Origin of the sequence: Caldivirga maquilingensis IC-167 (assembly GCF_000018305.1) — an archaeon.
GTDB classification, from domain to species: Archaea; Thermoproteota; Thermoprotei; order Thermoproteales; family Thermocladiaceae; genus Caldivirga; species Caldivirga maquilingensis.
The window spans coordinates 782283-801820 of the sequence record NC_009954.1; the positions used below are offsets into that span (position 1 = coordinate 782283).

Sequence of the window (19538 nt, forward strand, 5' to 3'; positions counted from 1 at the left end):
TAGTATAGCTGATTAACTCAACCCACCTATGCTTAATGGATTATACTGAAGTATACCGTGCCTTGAGGCAGGTTAATTAAACAGGTTCTGGGTTAATTCTACAATGGGGTAATCGGGTTGAAGACTTAGCACATGGTCCATTACTCATTGAGTACTTGAAAATACATAAATAGGTAACCATAATTTAAACTGTAGTCATGGTTATTTTAATCAGACCCCTTGGTGAGGAGAGTCTTGGCATTAGGTCGATGAGTCTTTACGTGGAGACTAGGGGCTTAAGGATATTGATTGACCCAGGGGCAAGCCTAGCCCCCTTTAGGTTTGGTTTACCACCGCATCCAAGGGAGTTTGATGCCCTTAAGGCATTTAGGGAGAGGTTAATGGACTTGGTGGATAAGGTTGATTACATATTCATATCCCATTACCATAGGGATCACTTCACCCCACCCTACAGTAGTGTTTACATGGGTACCGGTGCCAAGGATTATGAATTAATTTATGGAGGTAAGGTGGTGTTGGCTAAGGATTATGAAACCGTTAACCCAAGTCAAAGAAGGAGGGGCATTGGACTCTTCAAGGCTGTTCAAGGCTTAGTGAGTAAGTGGGTTAAGTGCGATGGGCAGGTTATTGATATTAATGGTACTAGGCTCATAATCTCTAACCCAATACCCCATGGTAAACCAGGCAGTAAAACCGGGTACGTGGTGGGCTTAGGTATTATTGATGAGTCCGGTTCCCTCGCCTACATACCTGATGTTCAAGGCCCCCTCTCCAGGGAGGCCGTTGAGTTTGCGTTAAGCCTTAAGGCTGAAATCCTGGTAATAGGTGGTTTTCCAGTATACCTTCTTGGAAACTCCTTTAAGCAGGAGGATCTTAATGAGGCTAATAATAACTTAATCACAATATGGAACATGGCTAAGCCTAAGAAGCTAATACTTGCCCATCACTTACTTAGAATAATTAACTGGAGGAATTACATACCAAGTATTATTGAAGCGCATACCTACGCATCCATCCTTGGGTTAAACGATAACCTGCTTGAAGCCAGGAGGAGGGAATTATATGAAATTGAGGATCCAGGTAGAGGTTACGTTAATAAATTTAAAAGAAGGAGTAATAGGGAGGAGTAGGTTTCACGGTGACATGCTGCTCATGTTTAAGTAAACTTCCTTATAAGCTCCCTATTAACCGTGAAAAGCCTTAACAGTTCTTTTCCAGGATTAACAATCATTAATGAGCAATAGAAGTACCCACTTACTAATAAGCTTTGGTGATTTAATTGAGAGATTTATGAATAATCTATGGTTGAATATAAGCAATTTCCCACGTAATAATGATATATTTAATGATTAAAAGAGAGAGCATTAATCTCTTTTCTCCATGATTAATGCTCTTCATGTTTATTAGCCATTACGCTGTATACCTATTGACCGGTATGGCAGTAAATGTACAGCAATACCTCAATAAGGAGTATGAAGTGGAGTGCGATGGACAGATGGTTAGGCTGAAGCCAGTTAAGGCCTGGGTGCTTCAACCAAAGGGCAGGAAGGGTGTTGTAATAGGGCTCTTCAAGTGCCCCAATGGTAAGACGTTAAGAAAGGCAATAGGCAAGATTGAGTAATCCTGGTTAAAATATTAAGTTAAAGGTAAAAACATTTTTATTTTTCAACCAATGAATTCAACCGCATTCTGCTTTCCTAGATTCATCCTCAATTTTAATGAATGAATCCTTAGGGTTACTTGACTCATATATAGCCCTCCCCACTATTTCAAAGTCAGCCCCATTAGCTATCGCGCAACCGGGCTTAACCCCCTGTGCACCAATGCCTGGGCTAAGTATCACATATTCATTACCTAAGTATGATCTAGCTCTCCTTATTAAATTGGGCTTATTCCCGCCAATAATAACCCCTGCGGCGTTAATCTCCTTGATAATACTGATTACCTCCTCAAAGTTGGCGTCATATAATTCACCCCCACTGGTCATGGAAACCAATACCAGTATATCTAGGTCGCTTACATTAGGCATATTAACCTTACCTATGAATCCATGGACTATAATCCCATTAATACCCAGTTCCTTAAATTTACCTGCGATTATATTGTTTATGAAGCCTACATCAGCTAGTTTAGCATCCATGAGGAAGTAAACATCCTTGTTATCACTTATTAATCTACGTAAACCATCAGGGCCTATTGTAAGTAACGTTACCCAACTAATCTTAACTATTTTAATTAAACCCCTTAATTCATTCATTATATCCCAATACCTCCTAGGTTCCGTTAAGTCCAGGGCCAGCACCACCCTGCTTATGCCTCTTAGGTCTCTTATTCTCATTGCTTAATGAGGGTAGGAGGGTTATTTATTAGTATCATTGCCTTGGTTCACCTGCCTCCTCTTAACGCTGTTCCTTAGGTCCTCAATCAACTTAAGTAATGCCACCGCGTAACTTCTCTCAACAACTATGAATACATCATTATCGTACCTAAGCATGTGCCTTATTGTTATTCCACTTGCCCTAGCTAACTGAACCATGAATGTTACAAAACCCACAGGTGCCTTTTCCCCAAACATTATTCTAACCAATGTATACTCCAGTCTACCCACTGGATTAGTGAACTTACCTAGAACAGCGACCGGCGCAATTAATTTCACTCTCTCCCCATCAGTTAAGAGTATTGAGTAGCCTTTAAACAGTTCCATTAACTCATGTGATTCATAAAGCTTAACCGTATCCGCTAGGCTTAATTCAACTTCATCAACACCATTAAATATGACTACCTCAGCCTTCTCTAAGGCTTCCCCAATATCCCTTATTGAAGCTGGGGTTTTCCTTGATGTTAACCTCTCTAACGCCTTAACTATGGTCATTAGGTTAACCTCCTTACCAACTATGGATTCAACAAGTGGTTTAACCTCCCTAGCTATGGCTGATAGATTGGCTATGCCGCTTGATAATGCAATTAAGTAGAGGGGATTCTCCTCTACAATTACCCTAACGGCCTGCTGGACACTAACCATAATTAAACTGTTCTGAACTGGTAAATAAATGTAACTATATGTCATATTCTTGACAAAATAGTTTTTAAATTAGAAGCCGGTTAAGCGTAAGTTTATGATATACATAACACCTCTCCAATACGCTCTCTCAGTAATATCAGGAATACTAGTGGGGTTTTCACTTGGCTTAATAGGGGGAGGAGGCTCAATATTAGCCGTACCCCTCTTCCTATACCTAGTGGGCCTTGATACAATACCTAATGCAGCCCACATAGCCATAGGCACCACGGCATTGGCCGTTGGCTTAAACGCATACATAAACTCATACATGCACCTCAGGAAACACAATGTTGCACCGAGGATTGGTGGTATATTCGCTGGTGTTGGTGTAGTGGGTGCATTAATAGGAGCATACCTAGGCCACATCACGCCAGGCACTAGGCTTCTAATATACTTCTCAATAGCCATGATAGTGCTTGGGGTGTATGTAGCCGTGAGGAGGGAATCAGCTAAGGCAGGTACTGATGATGAAGTAGATAGGGTTATTCAATCACTTAACAAATGCCCAAGGTTAACGCTAGGCACTATTATGAAGGTAGCTGGCGCCGGATTCGCAGTTGGCTTAGTGAGCGGTTACTTTGGAATAGGGGGTGGCTTCCTAATTGTGCCAGCGTTAATGTTCTCAACAGGCTTATGCATAACTAGGGCTATTGGAACATCACTAATAAGTGTGGGTACCTTTGGTGTAGCCAGTGGAGCGGAGTATTGGGCTTACGGTGAGGTGCTGGTGCTTATTGCCGCATTATACGTGCTTGGGGGTATTGCCGGTGGCTACGCCGGGACAAGTATAGCGGTTAAGGCACCTAAGAACACGCTTAGGGTGGCTTACGGAGTCATAATAGTGTTAGTGGGTATATACATGCTCTACAGGTTAGGCGTATTTTAAACTACCACTAACTTGAAGGGTAATCCCTCATAATCAGATAATGCCCATCCTCCCTCTGGTTACTCAGTGGAATGGGATTCATTGCAATTCCATGTAGGCCACGACTATGACTAAAAAGAAAAATAAGCCTCCACTTAAGGTAGCTTGTGACCAAGGTATCAGTACTAGTGCCGGTTAATGCTGGTGGGTTCGTTAAGAGACTTGGCCCCATGCTTAGGTTATTTTCACTACCTTACGGTGACTTTGAAATAGAGGTCACCGGTGACGTATCATCGATAATTGAATCCAGATCCATGAGCCTTGATGCGTTATCCGGCCTTAGGCTAGCGGTTAAGGTGCTTCACGATAATTTAAGGAAACTAGACAGTGTGGTTCATGCATTCTTCTGGTACATTAGGCCTAGTGGTAGGTTAATACTTGAGACTGATCAATCCCCAGGTCAATTCTTCACAGGATACTTAAACATGGCCCCCGTTAAAACACCGGTAAGGGCATTGTATAAGGATTCAGTATTAATCACTTGGAGTAGGTGGGCTAGGGATGGGTTATTAAGGGATGGTTTTAGTGATGAGCAGGTGAAAGTGGTGCCATTACCCTACGTTGAATCATTATTCAGGGTCAAGGCAACTAAGATTAAGGCAGTAGCCTTCGTGGGTTATGATTACTATAGGAAGGGCGGTGACTTAGCCTTAAAGACTATGGCCGTGATTAAGTCCATTGACCCCTCAGTTAAGACAATATACATTGGTCAAATACCTCATGGTGTACCAAGATTCATTGATGAGTATCACGCCTACTTACCTAGATCCAGGATCCTTAAAACGTTCGCTGAATCCATGATTGCTCTAGCGCCATCCAGGCATGAGGCGTATGGATTAGCGGCCATGGATGCAATAGCTAATAAGGCTATTGTAGTGGCCACTGACGTTGAGGGATTGGGGGAGTTCGTTAAGGTTAATGGTGGTGTAGTGTGCCCCCTAGGTGACTTAAATTGCCTAATTGAAAACACATTAAGGTACCTGGATAGGAGGGAGCATGAAGCCAGGGCAAATCTACAGCTTCAAAGACTCATAGAGAACCATAACCTGGGTAGAATTAGAAACATGATGAAGGAGATTTACGAGGAGGCATCAAGTAAATAATATTTAACGGAATACATTAATGCAGTGAATCAACGTAAGGAATTAATGGTGATTAGGAAATCCTTAACTGCATTGAAAATCACTATGTAAAGTGCTACCGCATCATTCACCTGGCTTATGAAGGATGTTGATTGGCTTAATGCTTTAGGAGAATGCATTTAAATAATAATGCACCTTAACCAAGCCACCAGTGGAAGTCAAACCAGGCTGCTCTAGGTTACGTATGGTTTATACCATTCATCACTTAGGCTTGGTCTATTAACACTGGATGTGCCCTCCACGAATGATCTACCATTATTAACGGCTTCACTCACCAGCCTAAGATCCAGTGGTAGGCTTGGCCCAAAGTGGGCTAACGTGTCATTGGGTACGAATAATACACGTCTATTAGCCGCAAAGTCAAGTTCCTGGGGTCTATAGGTCTTAGTCTTACCCTCGTATATTATTAGGTTGGGGTTAAGTTGATTAATCAGGTTGATTAAACCATCCTTATTAGTTAAAACCATTACGCACTTAAACCCCTTAACGTAATTCAACCCAACCCTATTAAGCGCAGAGGCTACGTAAGAAGCTTCACACGGCACCACGTAATCACCCAGTGAGAATACTGCGAGAACGCCGTCAACATTAGCCTCACGCCTCATTAAATCACGGTAAATACCTACCAGCCTCAAGGCCTCCTCATCCATATCAAGTAAACCACCAATCATCTCAAAGAAGCCTAGGGCAGTGTTTAAGTTAACTGGGGTAGGTATAGCCAATACAGGTGCCAGCGCCCTCAATTGGTTAACCAACTGCCTTTGAACAGGATATGATAGTATTATTAAGTCTGGGTTTAAGTTCTTAATCAAATCAATGTTAGCTGACGTAAATGAACCAATCCTCATAACCCTCATGGCTTCACGCGGCCTATAACTCCACACATCAACACCCACAACCCTATCCCCAGCCCCAAGTAGGAATAGGAACTCTGTTACAGATGGATTAAGGCTAATTACCCTACGTGGCACACCCATTAACTCACCATCAATCACCCTCCACCACCCACTTCATCATTAAGGTAAGGGGACTTGTATTTTAACCCTTCATCCCTAAACACCAGTAATACTCATAATTATTCCTCAACTCATGGGGGGACTCAATACTTAACACCAGTATCATAATTCATTGCACATATGACTCTCCCCTTAACCTACTTCCAATGTATCAAATAAATTATATGCGTTATCATTTAACATTACATCACCTTTGAAAAATGATATATGGGAATAATCTATTAAACTTAATTGGGGAAAATTTAAAAATATAGCGTAATGGGTCACGTCAATGGATGTTAGAATTCTTTACGTAGGAATAATACTGTTAGTGGCGGCTCTTGCGGTTACTAGCTTAGGGTACTATACCCTACTACAAAAGTATAATAACTTACAACAACTGGTGAATGGTAAGAAGCCCGTAATACAGGATATTATAGATAACTATACAATCGCAGGAATTTTAAATGCCTCTGAAGTTAAAGTTTTTATCCAGATAAAAGCATCGAATAATTATTCTGCAATTAATGAATATTCCTTCATCACTGCACCCATAAGATTAGTTGGCAATATAGAGATCCTAAGTTTTAAGTCCCCATTATATGCTGAGAATCGTTATTATGAATTCCTCCTAGACTCCTCATACTTCAATTATGTTGTTTCAGGGTATTATAATGGATGGAATTACACACTTTTACTTAATGCCACGGAGCCAATCAATAATGTTTCAAGGTTATTTCGATACGGGGCACTGGTAGCATATGGAGGGAATGAGGTTTTCTATATCAGCATTAATGCCTTATCACCCACTGGATTATATAATTTCAATGCCAGTATATTCCTACAGATTCTTGGCGCTGAATTAGCTTACCATCATATTTACCACCTGAAGACCACAGGAGACCCAGCCCAGGTCCACCACTAGACGAGCAGGGTGGGTAACACCCACTGGTAATAAGGTAATGATAGAAGACGGTAAACCAATAAATCAACCCCTAGGATGGGGAGGAAGCTATTTTCATGCCTCAGGGAATTTTAATGGCCATTAGAAGGAGGTGGTACCTTATGAATGCATTAGTGAGTTATGATAACCATGGTTAATACTAACGGTGCAGTCACCATTATGGTAGAACATTAAGGAAGGCTAAGGCATTATTAAAATCCATGTTTAATAATCAGTGATAGTGTTGCTTCAATTCACTGCGGATTAACCTCCTCCAGGGTCTTAAGCCTGGTTTCAACACCATGGGTAAACCAAATCAATGCACCTAATAGCCCAAGGCTCCATAGTGCGACATTATACCATGCGTATTGCCATATTGTGAAACCAGCTGTTATGAAGATTGATGCTATGTAGGCGACGTAGGCTATTGCCCTAACCAAGGCAACACCCATGGATCTACTGCCTGTTGGAAATAACTCAGGCTCCAGTACAACCCTAGCGGCCCACCCCAGTTCACCAAATACGCCGTTAACAGATAGTATTAGAAGGAATAGTGGTAGGTTTTGCGGTGCAAAGGCTAATTGAGGTATAACCAGTAGCATTGTGATGAAACCACCTAGGTAGGCCATTAGGGTGAACTTCCTCATACCCATTATATCAGCTAAGGCCATGCCTATTAAGCCACCCACTGATTCACCAACATTATACAGTAGCACGATCCATGAGGTTAATTTCGGAAAGAGGTAAGGACCCATTACGAGAGCCAGTAATGCATATGTTAACACTATTGTTAAGGCTATGAGTGTTAAGAATATTAACCTAATCCTAAATCCCTTCATCTCACTTAACCCAATCACCCTACATGACGACTTCACGTTACTCCACCTATATGATTCAGGTATCAGCAGCCTAGTGGCTAATATTATAATTATGGTGACTAGTATTGTTACACCAAAGAACAGCTTCTGAAGGTACATTGATGAAGCAACAAGGGACAATGCAGCCGCCACCGCGGCACCAATATTAGCCACATTAGTAACACCTATGATGATCCTCTCCCTCAACCTAATGGGCATCATTTCAGCCATATAGGCTAACGTTGCAGGCTCCTCACCACCAAGACCAAATTCAGCTAGAGCTATGCCGGCTATTAATTCGTAAACGTTACTGGATAATATTATTAGTAATGCACCAACACCGTAAATAACCATGGTCATTATGAAACCCATCTTCCTACCCAAGGCGTCAGATAATTTCCCGATGATTAAATTACCAACCATTAATGATACTGGCGCCGCTAAGAGTACGTACTCATCAAAACTACTTGGTACGAAGGGCCATTGCGTTGTTAATGGGGCTAATGCCAGTATGAAACCCCATAGGAACATGCCCAGTGCCGTTGATGTTATGGCGAAGAACCTACTCCTCCCTAATGGCCCATAATCAATCTCCCTTAAATTACTCATGAATTGGTAACCAATAACCAATTTATAAATTTTATGCGCTTACTCAATCTATACATTGATTAGGAAAATGAGGTATACCGAGCATGAGTTAGGCATCACTTAGAAAATGCAGAAAGATAAAGCAGGAATAATCAAGGCGCAGTATTGTGATTGGTGGGGCCGCCGGGATTTGAACCCGGGATCACACGGGCCCGAGCCGTGCCTTAGGCGTGGTTAAACCCACGTGTCCTAACCAGGCTAGACTACGGCCCCTGCATTCCGCAATTATTTAACCTCCTTTTTAAGATTACTGCAGTTCCTTTATTTTTCAGTTTCCTCAAGGAGCTTTACACATTAAGAAGCAATAAGCTATATATTGGTATTCCCCTTACCGCTCATCTAAATCATCTCCCAAGCGCTTCTTAAAGAAGTTAACCATCACCTTCCAAGCATCTTTGGCAGTAGTTTCACTATGAGATAGATCACCTTCAGTGGTGAATACATGGTAAGGCCTAGGTACAGCACCATTTAAGTCTAGGCTTATACTTAATCATAGTTCCCATATTCATAATTACTTAACGTAATATTAATATGATGCATAGGAGAGGATCGACATAATTAAGACGAAGTTTCAGTAAGGCATGGATGATTCGGTGATTTCAGGAAAAACATATGTGGCCTTATTCTTATTATTATATAGCAACCACTGTTAATTAAAGGTTGATTCAGTAAAACCATTGCATTGAAACTCATGTAGGTCTAATGCTAACCCTGTGAGCGGTATAATGCCACCTTAATAATGCGGTAACCTTTCTGAGTCACTGCGTCTAGGAGGGGTTTAAGTAGTGTTAGTTTAAGGATGAGTACTCGGTGTACCAGTATGGGAAACTCCAAATATGAGGGATTTGCCTGGTGTTTTCCGGTAATGGTGAATATTACTCCGGTAGGATTAATGATTCTATTCCTTAAGTTTCCTAACGGTATCTGCCTGTGGGAAACTTTAAATAGGGGAAGCTGGTCTTATTAATGTAGGTCATGGGAGAGGTGGATAATAAGCCCAACCAGGATAACGTGATTGATCAACTGCTCTCGTCAATAAGTGGGAGTGATAATGTTGTTAGTGAGTCAATAGCTAAGGAGCAGGCCCTAATTAGGATAAGGGTTGAAAAGAGGAGGGCGCATTACGTTACTATAATTGAGGTTGATAGTAATGATGCTAAGAGTATAAACCTAGAGGAAGTGGCTAAGCAACTTAAACGTAAGTTAGCCGCAGGAGGTACTGTTAAGGATAATAGGATTGAGATTCAAGGTGACCATAGGTATAAGATTAGGAAACTGCTTCTTGAGGAGGGATTTAATGAAGATAACATATTCATAGACGAGAACATAACGGTGGTTCAGAATAAATGAGCATAGAATACATTAAGGACGGCTTCAGGACTGAATTAGCCAGCAATTTATCAAACCCTGTTAAGGTTCATGAAATCTGTCTAAAGTTACTCTCAGAGGTGGCTAAGGTACTGGGTATTAATCAAGTTATTGAATCCACGGAGGATGGCTGGATTATAATTAATAAATTAATAGAGATGAGTAATGAATACGTATTAGCTAGATTCTATGCTGAGAATTCCTCCCTAGCCACTAAATTGCAGGTTAATGAATTAGTGCTAGGTATGTTAATTAGGGATTCAATAACATGCATGGAGAAGATAAGAACCATAGCCCTTGGTTTAACACCCAGGGAGGCAGGTTAATTAATAGGAGTTAAGTAGGGGCATGTGTTATTAAATTAATGATTATTTTAATGAAACTGATGCAATTAAGTAAAGCTACTTACTCATTAATATTTACCCCCATTTCCTTAAACACGGCAATTAAATCATCAGTTAGTAAACCACTACGGGTACCATACATGTATAGTGCAAGTGCAACCACTGCAGCGGCCACAGTATCCCATGGGAATGGTATTATCGGGGTTTGGAATACGCTGAAGCTGCCTAAGAATGATAATACTAATGCTGAGTACAGTACAGCTATTATCCACCAACCTGCATTAATGTGACTACGGAGGTCTTTACTCTTTGCCGTTGAGGCAACCCAGTAAATTAACGCCACTAAGGTTACTAACGTTACCGCGACGTAGCCTAAGAAGTCTACTATGTGTGTGAATTGAAGCTTAAGCATAGTGACGGGGCTTGATGATGGCCAGCCGGTGGGTTTAGCGAAGGGTAGGTAGATTAGGAAGTAGGTTGATGCTATTAATACTGCCCAGTATATAATACTGGCAATAATGCTGATCATCCTGCTTGCCCCATGCTTATTAACCATAGTGTACATGAAGAATAAGGGTAACCCAGCCATAATTAAGGCGAATGCGAACCAGAGGTAGTAGAAGCTTGACCAATAGACTATTAGGAATGCCGCAATGGTTGCTACCGCCCCAATAACTGACGCTAGAGGAAGCTTAATGGGCCTGGGTGCATTAGGCGCCAGTCTCCTAAGTGTCATTAATGCTGGTCCACCGATTATGTACGTGAACACTGTTGTGGTGGTTATGAAGGATGATATTGCGAACCATGTTGGGAATGGTAGTAGGAAGAGCATTCCAAGTATCCACGCGGTTAAAGTCGGCCATAAAGGCACCTTATACTTATTAAGCTTAAGGAACGTGTTAGGTAAGTGTCCATCCGCAGCCATGCCGTAAATCGTCCTAGCAGTGGTACCTATGTAAATCCAGCCTGTACCTGATGGTGAAATAACGGCATCAATAAGTAGTATTACCGCGAAGGCCGCTAGAATAGCAACACCACTTGACACAAGTACACCGTAAAATGGCCCACTGGCCAACGGAACATAATTACTACCCGATTTATAAGCCGCGAACTCAGCGATATTACTGCTCACCGGTACGCCTGTACTGCTTATGTAACCCCAATTCCATGTTCCTGCTGTGGGGTGTCCAAGGACTTTAACCACTTGGCTAGTTTGAGTATTTATATCAACTAAGTATAAGTTGTTAAAGTTTAATCCACCTATGAATGATATTTGAAGTAGCACGTAAATGATCATTACCACTACGAAGCCTATTATAGTACCCATAACTACGTCAGTTGGTCTCCTCGCCTCACCACTATAATCAATCCCCTGCCTAAATCCTAAGTAGGCATATGCTATTCCCGTGGTTGGAATAGCCAGAAACATTGCGGCTGAGCCATAGGGCATGAAGCCTCCTGCTAATTTAGTGTAGTTAACTGAGTGCATTGCCAGTGCCATGAGTAGGATGAAGGTTAATGATGGGATGACCAGCTTCCACCAACCAACAGCGGTATTAGTCTTACCCATTACGTGGACACCAAACCAATTCAGTAGGAAGAAGAAGGTTGCCAATACCGCTGCAACCAATACACCAAGTGGAGTCAACATGCCGCTGACGGTTAATTGAGGTAACCACGTAGACATGTACGTTACCGCCGCTATAGCCTCACTGGGGCTACTGTCACTGCGCTTAGGAAGTAGGCCCAGGCAAGCATGAATGATGCGAAGCCACCGTGAGTATACTGAGGATACCTCACGATACCACCTGATTTAGGAAGCATGCCGCTTATCTCCGTGTAGGTGAAGGCTATGAAGATCATTAGGAAACCCGCTATTAACCATGATAGTATTGCCGCAGGGCCGGTGTATGATGATGCCCCAGCGGATGCAAATAACCAACCACTACCAATCATTGCGCCTATTACCAGGAACGCTATATCCCATTGATTTAAAGCACGTCTAAGCATTTTATCAGTTTGCTCAGCTTCATTGGGTACATTAAGTTTATTTTCCCCTGCCTTATCCACCCCTTCATCTTTACTCATGCCAGTATACTCTTGTTCTACATTTTTAAGTATTACGTACATTGTCTATATCAATATTGTCAAATATAGTATAATAAATATATATTGAATATACTTGCCACTATATGCCTTATTGTTATCTCATTATAATTGCTGATTGGGGAAAGATTTATACGCTCAGCCCGATATCGGGTTTATGCCCGCTGTAGAGTTCGCTAATGTTACTAAGCGTTTTAATAAGATAGTTGCTGTTGAAAATATTAATCTTGTCGTCAATGATGGTGAAGTAATAGCGCTAGTTGGTCCTAATGGTGCAGGTAAGACCACGTTACTTAGAATGGCCGCAGGTGTTCTACTGCCTGATTCAGGCAAGGTGCTTGTTTACGGTATTGAGGCTCATAGAGCTGAGGCTAAGCGCCACGTGGGCTTCATGACACCCATGGATAGGGGTGTTTACTGGAGGATTAGTGCATTAGATAATTTAGTGTTTTTTGGAACACTATATGGTTTATCCATTAAGGAGGCTAGGAGAAGGGGTCTTGAGTTACTTAGGGAATTCGGCTTGGCTGAGAGGGCTAATGATTGGGTTGCAACATATAGTACAGGCATGATGAGGAGGCTTGAGTTGGCTAGGGCAATGATGCATGACCCAGACATACTGCTTCTTGATGAACCAACCAGCGGTATTGATGTTGATGGTAAAAGAATAATACTTGACCACATAAGGAGGCTTAAGGGTAGGAAGACGATAATAATGGCTAGTCATGACCCGCAGGAAATTGAGCTTGCTGATAGGGTTGTTTACCTGAATAGAAACATAGTGAGTACTTTACCAACCCTTAAGATTGTTAAGGTGCTTGTTAAGGGTGCTTTACCATCATTAGACGGATTCAGGATTACTGATCTTGGTGATGGCAGTTACGTTATTTATGCCAGTATTGATAAGTTTAATGACTTAATTAAGAAATTAGCCTCAATGGATGGTAACCTCAGGGTAATTGATCTCAACGTTGAAGTTGCCTTCGCAGAGAGGAATGCGAGGATTGAGGAAAGAATGAATAGGAGGGGTGGTGGACCATGGGTTTAGCAGCTAAACTATACTCCTTCGTAGTAATAAGGGGGTTTAAGGTTTGGGTAAGCTATAAGACTCAAGTAGCCTTAAACTTCATAAGCTGGACAATACCGGTTTTCCTCTACTACTTCATAGGCTTAACCTTCGGGGCAAGTAAAATGTCAGCGGCAATAGCATCAAACTACAGTTATACAGCGTTTGCAACCGTTGGCATTGCCTTCCAAGGCTACTTCTCATCAGCCGTAGCCACATTAGCTGGTAGGATTAGGAATGAGGAATTAATAGGCACCCTAGAGTACCAGATGGCCGCACCCCTTAGGCCTATGTCACTCATGTTCTACTCCACGGTATGGGGATTCGTAATAAACTCAATAAGCACAGTCACAGTATTGGCAATAGGCTATGGCTTAGGAATAAAGTACATTATTAATCCCCTCTCAACATTCGTGGTTCTACTACTATACATGGTGTCGATAATAGGCTTAAACCTAATATCAGGTGCAGTGGTCCTTATAGTTAAGCAGGGTAATCCAGTGGCATTATTCACCTCAGTGGCCACTAATATTCTTGGTAACGTGGTCTTCCCAGTATCAATACTACCCACCTGGCTTAAGGACATGAGCTACGCCTTATCCTTAACATGGGCCCTTGATGGTTTAAGGAAGGCAATGTTATCTGGGGAGGGGTTAGGCAGTATGATTAATGACTTAGTGATACTATCCATACTGTCAGTAATATACATAATAATAGGTATATGGTTAACCAACTACGCCTTCAAGAGAATACTGGAGCAGGGTACTGTGCACATGTACTAACGGTGCGTGAATTAAATACCCTTAATTTTAAGGTTTAAAATCATTCTTGATGCAATGCGTGGAATAAACCTTAATCCTACACTAATCATGCGTAACGCTTATTAATAACCCCTTTACGTAGGCTTATGGATAACCTGGGACGAGGAAACCAAGTAGGATAGCCCTAGCCTACTCAGGTGGTTTAGACACCACCGTGGCTATCCACTGGTTGAAGAGTAGGTTTAATGCAGAGGTCGTGACGGTGACGGTTAATGTGGGTCAGGAAGATGACTTCAGTGAAATAGAAAATAGGGCCTATAAACTCGGCGTACTTAAGCACTACACCATTGATGCTAGGGATGACTTCGCCAATGGTCCCATAGCCTCGGCAATAATGTTGAATGCCCTATATGAGGACAAGTACCCTCTTGGAACAGCATTAGCTAGGCCATTAATAGCTGAGAAGGTTATTGAGGTTGCCAGAAGGGAAGGCTGCGATGCCATTGCCCATGGCTCAACCTCTAAGGGTAATGACCAGGTTAGGTTTGAGGAGGCTATAAAGGCCATGGCCCCTGACTTAACCGTAATTGCGCCGGCTAGGATATGGGGAATGGATAGGAAAACCGAGGTTGAGTACGCTAGGAGGAATAATATACCTATCCCTGAGGTTCACAGTAGGTTTAGTATTGATGATAATTTATGGACTAGGAGTATTGAGGGTCCTGAATTAGATGATTCAATGGTTGAGCCACCTGAGGATGCCTTTAAGTGGACTATTAATCCAAGTAAGGTTAATGAGTCTCTTAAACTGGAGATTGAGTTCAAGAATGGTGTACCAGTTGCTGTAAATGGTGAGAAGATGAAGCTTTCCGAGCTTATACTAGCCTTAAATAGGCTTGTGGGTAGTCATGGATACGGTAGGGTTGATCATGTTGAGAATAGGGTTGTCGGTTTTAAGTCAAGGGAGGTTTATGAGGCTCCAGCCGCGTTAACCCTAATAGAGGCTCATAGGGATCTTGAGAAGTTAATATACACTCCAATTGAGTATAGGTTTAAGAGGCTCATGGACCAGACTTGGACCGACCTAATATACCAGGGGCTTTGGCATGAACCACTGCGTATTGAACTTGAGGAGGCTGCTAAAGCCATGAATAAGTGGGTGACTGGTGTTGTTAAGGTCACTGTACGCGGTGGCTTAATGATAACAGGTAGGTCAAGCCCATACGCCAGTTACAGTAAGGAGATTGCGGATTACGTGAAGGGCTGGTACCCAAGTGACGAGGAGGCGAGGGGCTTCATAAGCATGTGGACGTTGCACTCATTAACCGCATATAGGGTAAGGTGGGGTAGTGGTGTATCGTGAGGGACTACTGGGGAAGGGGGAATTAAGCAAGATTAAGTACACCTCATCCCTATTGGATGATGCTGAAATATATAGGGAAACCATACTTGCATTGATAACTCACGTCAATGAGTTAAACAAGGTTGGTGTATTACCCAGTAATGAGGCTGAGGCAATAATTAAGGCGTTGAGGTCTCTAGCCAAGGAGCCATATAAGCCCAGTGATGAGTATGAGGATGTTCACGAGTATATTGAGGCCGTGTTAATTCATAGACTTGGTGACGCTGGTGGGTGGATTGGATTAGGTAGGTCGAGGAATGATCACGTAGCGACGGCGCTTAGATTAAGGCTTAGGAAACTTATAATTGAATTAGCCTCAAGTATTATTGAATTAAGGAGGGTGGTGTTGAATAAGGCTATTGAAACCGCAGACACCGTAATAATAGGCACCACCCATAGGCAACCTGCTCAGGTCACAACCCTAGGCCACTACATGCTTTACCTAGATGAATTAAGCAGAGACTTCCTAACTAGCCTCCTCTCAATTTATGAAGTAGTGAATAAGTCCCCCTTAGGTTCAGGCCCATTAGCAGGCACCATGGTTAAGTTGAATAGGGTTAGGGAGGCTGAGGAGCTTGCATTCAATGGTATCGTTGAGAATACTGTGTACGCAACGGGTTCAAGGTACTTCATGCTTGCTTCAGCATCAATTACTGTATCTTACCTAGTTGAGTTAGGTAGGTTCATTAATAATATTGAAATGTGGCTTATGCCTCAGTTAAACTACATAACACTTGAGCCAAGTCACTTAGCCACAAGCAGTATTATGCCTCATAAACGTAACCCAGCCACACTTGAGGTTTTTAGGGCTAGGATAGGGGAGGCTGTGGGGCATTTAGTATCAATGTACTCGATTGAAAGACCTGTTGAGGCTGGTTACCAGCTTGACCTACAGGAGGAGACTAGGCACGCTTGGTTAATCATGAGGATAGCCATTGATGGTGTGGGAATGATCACTGATTTACTAAGGGGAATCAAGGTGAATGAGGGGAGGGTTAAGGAGGACCTGGTTAAATACCCTGTCACAGCCGCTGAGTACGTTGAATTAATGTCAATTAGTAGAGGAATACCCTTCAGGAATGCTCATAGGGAGGTGGCTGTAATGATTAAGGAGGGTAAGAATCCGGGAATCAACCCCACTGAGGCTATCAGGGGTAAGGAGGTTTTAGGCGGACCTAATCCAAGTATTATCACTGAGTCAGCTAAGGCTAGGTTAATTGAATTAAGCAGCATTGAGGCTAAGGTTAAGGAATTGGAGGTAAGTGTTAATAAGGCTGAGGCTGAACTAATGGGTGATTAACATGGTTAGGTTAGCCAGGTACTATAAGGTTTACCCACTAAGCATCATTAAGGGCAGTATGCAATACGTATGGGATTCAGGGGGTAATAGGTATATTGACGCTAATACAGGCCATGGCGTAGCCTTCATGGGTCACTCAAACCCTGAAATAATTAATGCAGTGAAGGCTCAATTGGATAAGATAACCACGGTACCACTCAACATGGGTAATGAGGCCAGGGATGAGTTTGTAAGTGAATTCTCTAAAATAATTCCCCACGGCTTCGATACAGTATTCCTGCAAAACACCGGTACTGAGGCTGTTGAAACAGCTATTAAGATAGGGAAGAAGGTGACTAGGAGGAAGACCATAGTTGCCTTCACTAATTCATTCCATGGAAGAACCATGGGTAGCCTTTCCGTGACTTGGAATGAAAACTACAGGAAGGCGTTCCAGCCCCTTTACCCACATGTGAGGTTCGGTACATTTAATAACGTTAATGAGGTTGATAAGCTCATTGACGATGATGTATGCTGCGTAATAGTTGAACCAGTCCAGGGTGAGGGTGGTTTAAACACAGCCACGGTTAATTTCCTAAAGGCGTTAAGGGAGGCCGCAAGTAGGGTTAATGCATTACTCATATTTGATGAGATTCAATGCGGCTTTGGGAGAACTGGTGAAGCATGGGCCTTCCAACACTACGGTGTTGAACCAGACTTATTCACCGCAGGTAAGGCAATTGCAGGTGGATTACCCATAGGCCTAGTGGTTGCTAAGGGGGAGTTTGGGGATGTTTTCAGCCCTGGGGAGCATGGCTCAACCTTCGCAGGTAATCCAGTGGTAATGGCTGCTGCAGCCGCAGCCACAAGGGTTTTCACAAGGGTTAATGTACCAAGTATAGTTAAGGAGACTGGTTCCCTATTGGCTAAGAGGCTTAGTGAATTGAATTCAAGGCTTGTGATTAGGGTTAAGGGTATGGGGTTGATGATTGGCGTGGAGTTGAGGACTAGGGCTGAACCCTATGTTGAAGCATTAATGAGGCACGGCATCCTAGCCTTAACCGCTGGAGTTAATGTGGTTAGGTTCCTACCACCCTACATGATAAGCGGTGATGATGTTGAGGCAATTGTCAACGCCTTGAATGAAGTACTTAAGACTCAATGACCCCGTTGCCTCTCAACTGTGTAGTCCGAATCAACGGGGTCTCCCTAATAGGGGAGGACATTAAGTTAAACTTAGCACTAGGTGTTTTAGAATCTAAGGGTGATTAAGGAAATGGGTAGAGAAGGGTATATTTAAGATTGGGTTAATAGGCTTAAGGGTGGTTACCTATACTAGGCTTCACCATTAATAAGCCTGATGTTGAAGGCGTCTTCATTAAGAGGATTAATAGGTTCCTGGGCATTGGTCTAATCAATGGAGTTGAGTCCCTGGTTCATATTCATGATCCAGGGCGTTTAAAGGAATTACTTAAACCCGGCATCAAGTTCTACGCATACCATAAAGACTCAGGTAAGACTAGGTTCTACCTTACCGCAGTGGATTTGGGTAATGAATTGGTTTTAATTAATTCAGCCATACACAATAATGTAGCCGCCTGGCTCATAGAGAATGGCCTCATTTTAAAGGGTTACGAGGTCTTAAGAAGAGAACCCAGGTTTAGTGGGGGTAGGTTTGATTTAATGCTTAAGTCACCTAAGGGTGGTTACACTATGGTTGAGGTTAAGGGGGTTACGCTGGAGGAGGATGGTGTAGCCAAGTTCCCGGATGCACCCACATTACGTGGTGCAAGACATATGATTAAGTTGGCTAAAGCCATTGAGGAGGGTTATGAAGCCTACGTAATATTCCTAGTACTAAGATCCAATGCACTATTATTCACACCAAACGTAAGCCTCGACCCCAGGTTCAGTAACGCATTGAAGTACGCCATTGAACATGGGGTTAAGGTACTAGCCTACAAGCTAGCGTTAACTAGGGACTGGGTACTGCTCCCCATGGGTCGAGTTAATGTGATACTGTGAACAGTCACTAAGGTTAATGAATAAAGCTAAGGTGAGTTAATGAATCCTGAAAAAATTAAAGGAGGAGCTTAGCGTTAAATTAATGTGAGTAGAATTAAGGGTAGAATTGGGCATATATATGTTATTAGGCGTAGGGTCGGGCACATTTGGGTGATTAAAAGTGGCCGTGAGAGTGAGGGTCAGGTTAAGGAGTAGTGGCTCCATTGAGGTATCAACCTCAGCATTAGTTAACACAGGCTTTGAGACTGAGAGGCCACAGGTATTAATACCCATAAATCTAGCTAAGGTACTTAAATTATGGCCACCCATAGGTAATGCCTACATTGTTGAACTTGGAACCGCCGGCGGACCCATTAGGGAATACGTGATTCCGAATTCCATAGAGATCACTGTGATCACAGCTGATAGGGAATCCAGGGCTGTGACCTGCGATGCGGTGGTATCGCATGTTGAGGAGGAGGTTATTATTAATGATAAGCTCTCCGAGGAGCTTGGCATAATTATACTAGCTGCCGGTAGTGGAAGGTGGAGATTTACAGATGATTCAGAAGGCACAGTGAGGTATTCTGAGACGCCGCAATACTGGTGAATTATAAGGAAACCATTATTTAGTGAG

General features: G+C 42.6%; 20 protein-coding genes and 1 tRNA gene. 14 read left to right on the forward strand and 7 right to left on the reverse strand.

What is annotated here, in order from left to right:
• The first annotated feature begins 197 nt into the window (after window positions 1-197).
• The gene (locus CMAQ_RS03830; RefSeq protein WP_012185806.1) at window positions 198-1130 is read left to right on the forward strand and encodes an MBL fold metallo-hydrolase; all 933 of its coding nucleotides are present in this window, start codon (window positions 198-200) and stop codon (window positions 1128-1130) included.
• Window positions 1131-1435: 305 nt separating this feature from the next.
• A complete protein-coding gene (locus CMAQ_RS03835; protein WP_048062914.1) occupies window positions 1436-1621 on the forward strand; it encodes a chromatin protein Cren7 in 186 nt (61 codons plus the stop codon).
• A 57-nt stretch (window positions 1622-1678) separates the two neighbouring features.
• Here CMAQ_RS03835 and CMAQ_RS03840 read toward each other — a convergent pair whose 3' ends face one another.
• Both CMAQ_RS03840 and CMAQ_RS03845 read right to left on the reverse strand, forming a co-directional pair.
• A complete protein-coding gene (locus CMAQ_RS03840; protein ID WP_012185808.1) occupies window positions 1679-2338 on the reverse strand; it encodes an orotidine 5'-phosphate decarboxylase / HUMPS family protein in 660 nt (219 codons plus the stop codon).
• A gap of 21 nt (window positions 2339-2359) precedes the next feature.
• Window positions 2360-3022, reverse strand: a complete 663-nt coding sequence (locus tag CMAQ_RS03845; protein ID WP_048062915.1) for a BAR domain-containing protein — start codon at window positions 3020-3022, stop codon at window positions 2360-2362.
• Between the two features lie 94 nt (window positions 3023-3116).
• Here CMAQ_RS03845 and CMAQ_RS03850 point away from each other — a divergent pair, with 94 nt between their 5' ends.
• A complete protein-coding gene (locus tag CMAQ_RS03850; RefSeq protein WP_012185810.1) occupies window positions 3117-3947 on the forward strand; it encodes a sulfite exporter TauE/SafE family protein in 831 nt (276 codons plus the stop codon).
• Between the two features lie 146 nt (window positions 3948-4093).
• The gene (locus CMAQ_RS03855; protein WP_012185811.1) at window positions 4094-5089 is read left to right on the forward strand and encodes a glycosyltransferase; all 996 of its coding nucleotides are present in this window, start codon (window positions 4094-4096) and stop codon (window positions 5087-5089) included.
• 212 nt (window positions 5090-5301) lie between these two features.
• On the opposite strand, the gene CMAQ_RS03860 is transcribed toward CMAQ_RS03855, so the two are convergent.
• A complete protein-coding gene (locus CMAQ_RS03860; protein WP_012185812.1) occupies window positions 5302-6123 on the reverse strand; it encodes an ABC transporter substrate-binding protein in 822 nt (273 codons plus the stop codon).
• A gap of 292 nt (window positions 6124-6415) precedes the next feature.
• On the opposite strand from CMAQ_RS03860, the gene CMAQ_RS03865 reads away from it, so the two are divergent.
• Window positions 6416-7048, forward strand: coding sequence for a hypothetical protein (locus CMAQ_RS03865; protein ID WP_012185813.1), 633 nt, complete (start codon window positions 6416-6418; stop codon window positions 7046-7048).
• Window positions 7049-7320: 272 nt separating this feature from the next.
• Here CMAQ_RS03865 and CMAQ_RS03870 read toward each other — a convergent pair whose 3' ends face one another.
• A complete protein-coding gene (locus tag CMAQ_RS03870) occupies window positions 7321-8532 on the reverse strand; it encodes an MFS transporter (protein ID WP_012185814.1) in 1212 nt (403 codons plus the stop codon).
• Window positions 8533-8683: 151 nt separating this feature from the next.
• Window positions 8684-8784, reverse strand: a tRNA-Pro gene (locus CMAQ_RS10670).
• Window positions 8785-9546: 762 nt separating this feature from the next.
• Here CMAQ_RS10670 and CMAQ_RS03880 point away from each other — a divergent pair.
• On the forward strand, window positions 9547-9921 hold the full coding sequence (locus CMAQ_RS03880) for an SUI1 family translation initiation factor (RefSeq protein WP_338028827.1): 375 nt from the start codon (window positions 9547-9549) through the stop codon (window positions 9919-9921).
• Window positions 9918-10265, forward strand: coding sequence for a hypothetical protein (locus CMAQ_RS03885; RefSeq protein WP_012185816.1), 348 nt, complete (start codon window positions 9918-9920; stop codon window positions 10263-10265). The genes CMAQ_RS03880 and CMAQ_RS03885 overlap by 4 nt, the downstream gene beginning before the upstream one ends.
• 79 nt (window positions 10266-10344) lie before the next feature.
• On the opposite strand, the gene CMAQ_RS03890 is transcribed toward CMAQ_RS03885, so the two are convergent.
• Complete coding sequence (locus CMAQ_RS03890) at window positions 10345-11970, reverse strand: APC family permease (protein WP_269479087.1); 1626 nt, start codon at window positions 11968-11970, stop codon at window positions 10345-10347.
• Window positions 11971-11984: 14 nt separating this feature from the next.
• Window positions 11985-12371 (reverse strand): APC family permease, encoded by a 387-nt coding sequence (locus CMAQ_RS10930; protein WP_269479088.1) that lies wholly within the window; start codon window positions 12369-12371, stop codon window positions 11985-11987.
• 175 nt (window positions 12372-12546) lie between these two features.
• Here CMAQ_RS10930 and CMAQ_RS03895 point away from each other — a divergent pair, with 175 nt between their 5' ends.
• The 7 genes from CMAQ_RS03895 (at window position 12547) to CMAQ_RS03925 (ending at window position 19511) form a co-directional block, all read left to right on the forward strand.
• Complete coding sequence (locus tag CMAQ_RS03895) at window positions 12547-13437, forward strand: ABC transporter ATP-binding protein (protein WP_012185817.1); 891 nt, start codon at window positions 12547-12549, stop codon at window positions 13435-13437.
• On the forward strand, window positions 13428-14237 hold the full coding sequence (locus CMAQ_RS03900) for an ABC transporter permease (RefSeq protein ID WP_012185818.1): 810 nt from the start codon (window positions 13428-13430) through the stop codon (window positions 14235-14237). Before CMAQ_RS03895 ends, CMAQ_RS03900 begins: the two co-directional genes overlap by 10 nt.
• A gap of 157 nt (window positions 14238-14394) precedes the next feature.
• Window positions 14395-15579, forward strand: a complete 1185-nt coding sequence (locus tag CMAQ_RS03905; protein WP_083755280.1) for an argininosuccinate synthase — start codon at window positions 14395-14397, stop codon at window positions 15577-15579.
• Complete coding sequence (gene argH, locus CMAQ_RS03910; protein ID WP_012185820.1) at window positions 15566-16918, forward strand: argininosuccinate lyase; 1353 nt, start codon at window positions 15566-15568, stop codon at window positions 16916-16918. The genes CMAQ_RS03905 and argH overlap by 14 nt, the downstream gene beginning before the upstream one ends.
• A gap of 1 nt (window position 16919) precedes the next feature.
• Entirely contained in the window at window positions 16920-18062 is a 1143-nt protein-coding gene (locus tag CMAQ_RS03915; RefSeq protein ID WP_012185821.1) for an aspartate aminotransferase family protein, read from the forward strand.
• A 167-nt stretch (window positions 18063-18229) separates the two neighbouring features.
• Complete coding sequence (gene sfsA, locus CMAQ_RS03920) at window positions 18230-18922, forward strand: DNA/RNA nuclease SfsA (protein WP_012185822.1); 693 nt, start codon at window positions 18230-18232, stop codon at window positions 18920-18922.
• Between the two features lie 160 nt (window positions 18923-19082).
• Window positions 19083-19511: a hypothetical protein gene (locus tag CMAQ_RS03925; protein WP_012185823.1), complete on the forward strand. Its 429-nt coding sequence runs from the start codon at window positions 19083-19085 to the stop codon at window positions 19509-19511.
• Window positions 19512-19538 lie beyond the last annotated feature (27 nt).